This window comes from Armatimonadota bacterium, from assembly GCA_017993055.1.
GTDB lineage: Bacteria > Armatimonadota > UBA5829 > DTJY01 > DTJY01 > JAGONM01.
The window spans coordinates 1-6,041 of record JAGONM010000074.1 but is presented as its reverse complement, the minus strand read 5'-3'; the positions used below and the strand labels follow the sequence as shown (position 1 = coordinate 6,041).

Here is a 6,041-nt window from a genome sequence, read left to right as displayed (position 1 = left end):
GCCATCGGTTGCCGGCCATCGAAGGAAGGCCGGATACCCGCCAGGGGTAGTGAACAGTGGACAGTGACCAGTGAACAGTGGGAGAGGCTGAAAGCGCCGAACTGTTTGCTGCCATCCGTTCAGCGTTGACTGCCTCAGCAGACGGATATTCGGCCTTTTTCGTCCCTGTGGTGAGCGTCAGACCGGTCCGACAGGTCGGACACGTCGGAGTGAAGGGAAGTGAAGACGATCGGGAACAGAGCCATAAGTGACTGGGTAGACGAGATGGCGCGGCTGTGCAAGCCGGACCGCGTCGTGTGGTGCGACGGCACTCAGGAGGAGAAAGACCGCCTGACCGCCGAGGCCCTGAGCACCGGCGAACTCCTCGAGCTGAACCAGGAGAAGCTCCCGGGATGCACCCTGCACCGCACCGCGACGAACGACGTGGCCCGCACCGAGCACCTCACCTTCATCTGCACGCGCAGGGAAGAGGACGCCGGCCCCACCAACAACTGGATGTCGCCCGAGGAGGCCTACGCCAAGCTGGGCGACCTCTTCGACGGCTCCATGCGGGGCCGCACGATGTACGTCATCCCGTTCATCATGGGCGCGCCCGGCTCCCCGTTCGCCAAGGTCGGCGTCGAGCTGTCGGACAGCATCTACGTGGTGCTGAACATGCGCATCATGACCCGCATGGGCCAGGTCGCGCTCGACGAGCTGGGCGAATCCGACGACTTCACGAAGTGCCTCCACTCGAAGCACGAGCTCGACATAGACCGCCGATACATCTGCCACTTCCCGGAGGACAACACGATCTGGAGCGTCGGCTCCGGCTACGGGGGGAACGTCCTCCTCGGCAAGAAGTGCCTCGCGCTCCGCGTGGCGAGCTGGCTCGGCCGCCAGGAAGGCTGGATGGCGGAGCACATGCTGATCCTCGGCGTCGAGAGCCCCGAGGGAGAAGTCCACTACGTGGCCGGCGCGTTCCCCAGCGCGTGCGGGAAGACGAACCTGGCGATGCTGGTGCCGCCGGAATCAATGCCGGGCTGGAAGATATGGACGGTCGGCGACGACATCGCCTGGATGCGCGTCGGCCCTGACGGGAGGCTGTGGGCGATCAACCCCGAGGCCGGGTTCTTCGGCGTGGTGCCGGGAACGAACTTCAAGTCGAACCCGAACGCGATGCACACCATCGAGCGCGACACGATCTACACCAACGTCGTACTGAAGGAAGACGGAACGGTGTGGTGGGAGGGCCACGACGACCCCGCCCCGGGTCGCGCCCTCGACTGGCAGGGCCAGCCCTGGACCCCGACGTGCGGCGAGAAGGGGGCGCATCCGAACTCCAGGTTCACCGCGCCCGCGTCGCAGTGCCCGAGCATCTCGCCCGAGTGGGAGAGCCCCCGGGGAGTGCCGATATCCGCGATACTCTTCGGCGCGCGCAGGGCGAGGCTAGCCCCGCTCGTCTACCAGTCGTTCAACTGGCAGCACGGGACCTATATCGGCGCGACCATGGCGTCCGAGACGACGGCGGCGGCGCTCGGCGCGCAGGGAATCGTGCGGCGCGACCCGATGGCGATGATCCCGTTCTGCGGCTACAACATGGCGGAGTACTTCCAGCACTGGCTGGAGACCGGCCGGAAGCTGACCGACCCGCCGAAGATATTCCGGGTCAACTGGTTCCGCCAGAGCGAGGCGGGCGAGTACCTCTGGCCGGGGTTCGGAGACAACCTCCGCGTGCTGAAGTGGGTCATCGAGCGGTGCAAGGGCCAGGGCGCGGCGGTCGAGACGCCGATCGGATACGTCCCCGCGGCGGGGAGCATGCACCTCGCCGGCCTGAAGATATCGTACCAGACGATGGAAGAGCTAACGCACGTGGACAAGGACGCCTGGTACGAGGAACTCGACAGCCAGACGAAGTGGTTCCAGCAGTTCGGCTACTCGCTCCCGATCGAGATCTGGCAGGAGCACGAGGCCCTGGCGGACCGGCTGACTAGGTAGGGCAAGCGATAGGGGCAAGGGATTGTGGGCGCGGCGGATCATCCGGTCCGCCGCGTCTTGTTATTATCGTCCGTGCGGTGTGCTATAATACGTCGCGGGGATCCCCGGTCCTTCGACAAAGGAGTAGGAGCCATGAACCGCCGAAACGGCCTTTTCCGCCTCATAGTCGTCTCCGCCGCACTCATCCTGCCGCTCGGCGCGGCGCGCGGCGAGACCTTCATCAAGCAGCTCGCCAACGGAGTCGTCTACAAGCAGATCATCGGCCGCCCGTCCGACCCCGTGAGCGGCACTCTGCCCCGGATCATCAACGTCCTGACGATTGACCCGAAGGCGCCCGGCGTCGAGATCAGGGCCGTCCTCGCGCACGACCGGGTGAACGACCTCGACCCGACCAGGGGCCGCGAGGACATGGGCTCGATCGCGAGGAGGCTCCACGCGGCGGCGGTCGTCAACACCGATTTCTGCAACTGGACCGGCGATCCGCTCGGCCTGCACGTCGAGAACGGCCAACTCGTCAGCGAGCCGTACCCGCGCCGCACGATGTTCGGCATGACGGCGACCGGAAAGTACCTCTACGACGTGCTCGGCTGGGACGCGAAGGTGACTCTCCCTGACGGCGCCTCCCGCGCGATCAACGGCCTGGAGCGCGACCGGGGGCCCGGCGAGCTCATCGCCTACACCCGGAAGTGGTTCACGAGCACCTGCACGAAGGACAACGGCTCCGAGGCCGTCATCACCACGAAAGACCTCCCGATCCGGCTCGGAGTCCCGATTCGCGGCACGGTCTCGAAACTGAGGCCCGACCTCGGCGACACGCCGATCCCGGAGGACGGCATCGTGCTCTCCGGCGCGGGACCGGCGGGCGACTTCGTCGAGAACGCCCTGAAGGAGGGCATGGAGGTCACGCTGACCTTCGACGTCGTCCCGACCGCGACCACCGGCTGGAACGAGGTCGTGCAGGCCGCCGGCGGAACCCCCAGGCTCATCAGGGACGGGGTGATCATCGAGGATTTCCAGCAGGAGGGCATCGGGATGGGGCACATCACGACCGCCCACCCCAGGACGGCCCTCGGCACGACCGCCGACGGGAAGCTGGTGCTCGCCACCGTGGACGGCCGCCAGCAGAACGCGACCGGCATGCCGCTCCCGAACCTCGCGCTCCTGATGAAGTCGCTCGGGTGCGTGGACGCCCTGAGCCTCGACGGGGGCGGGTCGAGCACGATGGCGACGTGGTTCGGCATCCTGAACAGCCCGTCCGACGGGAAGCTGAGGCCGCTCCCGAACGGGATCGCGGTCTTCGCGGACGAGCCGTCGTGGCCCTCGGTGGACTTCGAGATCTCGCAGGTTACGAAGCCGGTGGCCTCCGCGGAGACGGTCCGGCTCAGACTCATTGACTCCGCGACCAGGCAGCCGTTGAAGAAGATGCTCGCGAGCAGGGCGATCTGGAGCACGGACAAGGGCATCGGGTTCGTGGACCAGGCGGGAATCTTCACCGGCTACAAGGTCGGCAAGGTGGAAGTCGTGGTCCGGCTCGGCTCGAAGTTCGCGCGGACGACGATCGAGACGGTCGCCGGCCCGCCGAAGCGCCTGACGGCCGTCCTGGAGGCGGTCGAACCCGGCAAGGCCGACCTCACCGTCGGCGTGACGGACATCGGGGCGAACGGGATCGCGGGTCTGAGACCGCGCGTCAAGATCAGCGGCGGGAAGCTCGACGCGGGCGAGGTAGTCACCGGCGAGATCGGCAAGGCGTCGGTCGGCGTGAAGTGGGCCGGCCCGTCCGGCGGGCGGATCGAGGTCTCCTACCCCGGCTTGACGCCGGTGGTGGTGGAACAGCTGTCACCCTGAACTGGATTCAGGGTCCACCCGCGACCGTAAGTCCTGAGTGCGCGCTTCGGCGCGTGTATCGAAGGACGGTGGACCTGCAGCATGGTCGCGCATCGAGGTGTCCTTCGGCGACCTGGCGTCGGTGGTAGTGGAGCAGGAGAAGTAGGTTCATCAGCGCTCCCCTCCTTATCAAGGAGGGGTCGGGGGAGGTTCGGTAAAGGCCCCGGGGGCAGAACCCCCTCGGCCCGGCGTCCGGCCCCTTCCCAGGCAGGAAACCGCTCGGCTCGCGAAGAACATTCTCTATACAGCTTTACGCAAATCCGAGGCAACCTGTCATTCTGAGACGCCCTGTCATTCTGAGCGAAGCGAAGAATCTCTCCGGCCAGATTCTTCGCTTCGCTCAGAATGACACCGTAGCGGGTTCACCCGGGATTCCCAAGATGAAGAACACTCTCTACTACGGCGATAACCTCACCATCATGCGCGAGCACATCGCGGACGAGTCGGTCGATCTGGTCTACCTCGACCCGCCGTTCAACTCCGCGCGGGACTACAACGTCCTCTTCAAGCAGGCGAAGAAGGACGAGAACCAGGCGCAGATCACCGCCTTCACCGATACCTGGCAGTGGAGCAAGCTCACCTACGAGGAGTTCTTCAGGGAGCCGCGCAACGCCAAGCTCTTCGACCTGATGGAGTCGCTCTACCGCATCCTCGGCACCAGCGAGATGATGGCCTACCTCCTCATGATGGCCCCGCGCCTCCTCGAACTCCACCGGGTACTGAAGCCGACCGGGAGCCTCTACCTACACTGCGACCCGACCGCCAGCCACTATCTCAAGATTCTGCTGGACGTGGTATTCCTCCCCGTGAACTTCAGGAACGAGGTGATATGGAAGCGGACCAGTGCCCACAACTCCGCCAATCGGTACGGCGCAACGCATGACAGCCTGCTATTCTACACCAAGTCGAGCCAGTACACGTGGAACGCTCAGTTCTCTGCCTATGACGAGCAGTACGTGGACGCGTTCTTCACTCACAAGGATGACGAAGGACGGCGCTGGCGACGCACTGATCTCACCGGTCCTGGCGTGCGACAAGGGGATAGCGGAAAACCATGGCGGGGATACGACCCTACAGCGGGGCATCGTCACTGGCAGCCACCGTCCTACTTCTACGATGCGTACAAGGAGATTACCGGGGAAGAGCTAGGCCAGTATGATCTGTTAGCTCGTCTCGACAAGCTTGACGAAGTGGGCATGATCCATTGGCCTAAGAAGGAGGGCGGCGTACCTCAGGGCAAGCGGTATCTTGACGCGGCGCTTGGCATACCGATGCAGGACATCTGGCCAGACATCAAACCCATCCACAACATTGCCGCTGAACGCATGGGCTATCCCACGCAGAAGCCGCTCGCGCTCCTGGAGCGGATCATCAGCGCCTCATCGAACCCCGGCGATATCGTGTTCGACCCGTTCTGCGGGTGCGGCACGGCGGTCGTCGCCGCGGAGAAGCTCGGGCGGCAGTGGATCGGCATAGACATCACCTACATCGCGCTCGACCTGATGATCAGCCGCCTGCTGAAGGACTTCGGCCTCACGCGCGGCAAGGAGTACGACGTGCTCGGCGACCCGAAGGACCAGTACTCGGCCCACAAGCTCTTCGAGGAGAGCCCGAAGCAGTTCGAGATATGGGCGGTCGGCCTCGTCGCGGGCGTCCCCCAGCCGGAGAAGAGCGGCGACAAGGGCGTCGACGGCAAGGTCTACTTCATGGACCTCGAAAGCAAGCTCCAGTGGGCGGTCGTGCAGGTCAAGGGCGGGAAGCTGAACCCCGGCATGATCCGGGACTTCTCGCACGTCATCCAGCGAGACAAGGGGGCGATGGGGTTCTTCATCTGCCTCGACACGCCGACGAAGGGGATGTATACCGAAGCGGAGGAACTCGGGTTCTTCGACTCGCCCTCAGGCCGGAAGATCCCCAAGCTCCAGATACGCACGATCAAGGAACTCCTGGAGGGCAAGGAGTTCGACTTCCCCAAGGGCTACTCCCTGCGCTCCTCCGGCAAGAAGCTCGTCCGCGAAGGAGAGCAGGGGGAGTTGGGGATATGAGTTCAGGAGACAAGACCCGCTAGTCCTGAGTGCGCGCTCTGGCGCGGTCCTGAACTGGATTCAGGGTCTACCCGCGACCGTAAGTCCTGAGTGCGCGCTCTGGCGCGTGTATCGAAGGACGGTGGACCTGCACCA

3 protein-coding genes are annotated in these 6,041 nt (G+C 64.9%); all 3 read left to right on the top strand.

Features of this window, described 5'->3' with window-relative positions; all coding sequences use genetic code 11:
* Positions 1-264 precede the first annotated feature (264 nt).
* The 3 genes from KBC96_15395 (at position 265) to KBC96_15385 (ending at position 5,906) form a co-directional block, all read left to right on the top strand.
* Positions 265-1,977, top strand: a complete 1,713-nt coding sequence (locus KBC96_15395; protein ID MBP6965778.1) for a phosphoenolpyruvate carboxykinase (GTP) — start codon at positions 265-267, stop codon at positions 1,975-1,977.
* A gap of 132 nt (positions 1,978-2,109) precedes the next feature.
* Positions 2,110-3,822 carry a phosphodiester glycosidase family protein gene (locus KBC96_15390; protein ID MBP6965777.1) on the top strand — a complete coding sequence of 571 codons (1,713 nt, stop codon included), beginning with the start codon at positions 2,110-2,112 and terminating at the stop codon, positions 3,820-3,822.
* 419 nt (positions 3,823-4,241) lie between these two features.
* The gene (locus KBC96_15385) at positions 4,242-5,906 is read left to right on the top strand and encodes a site-specific DNA-methyltransferase (protein MBP6965776.1); all 1,665 of its coding nucleotides are present in this window, start codon (positions 4,242-4,244) and stop codon (positions 5,904-5,906) included.
* Positions 5,907-6,041 lie beyond the last annotated feature (135 nt).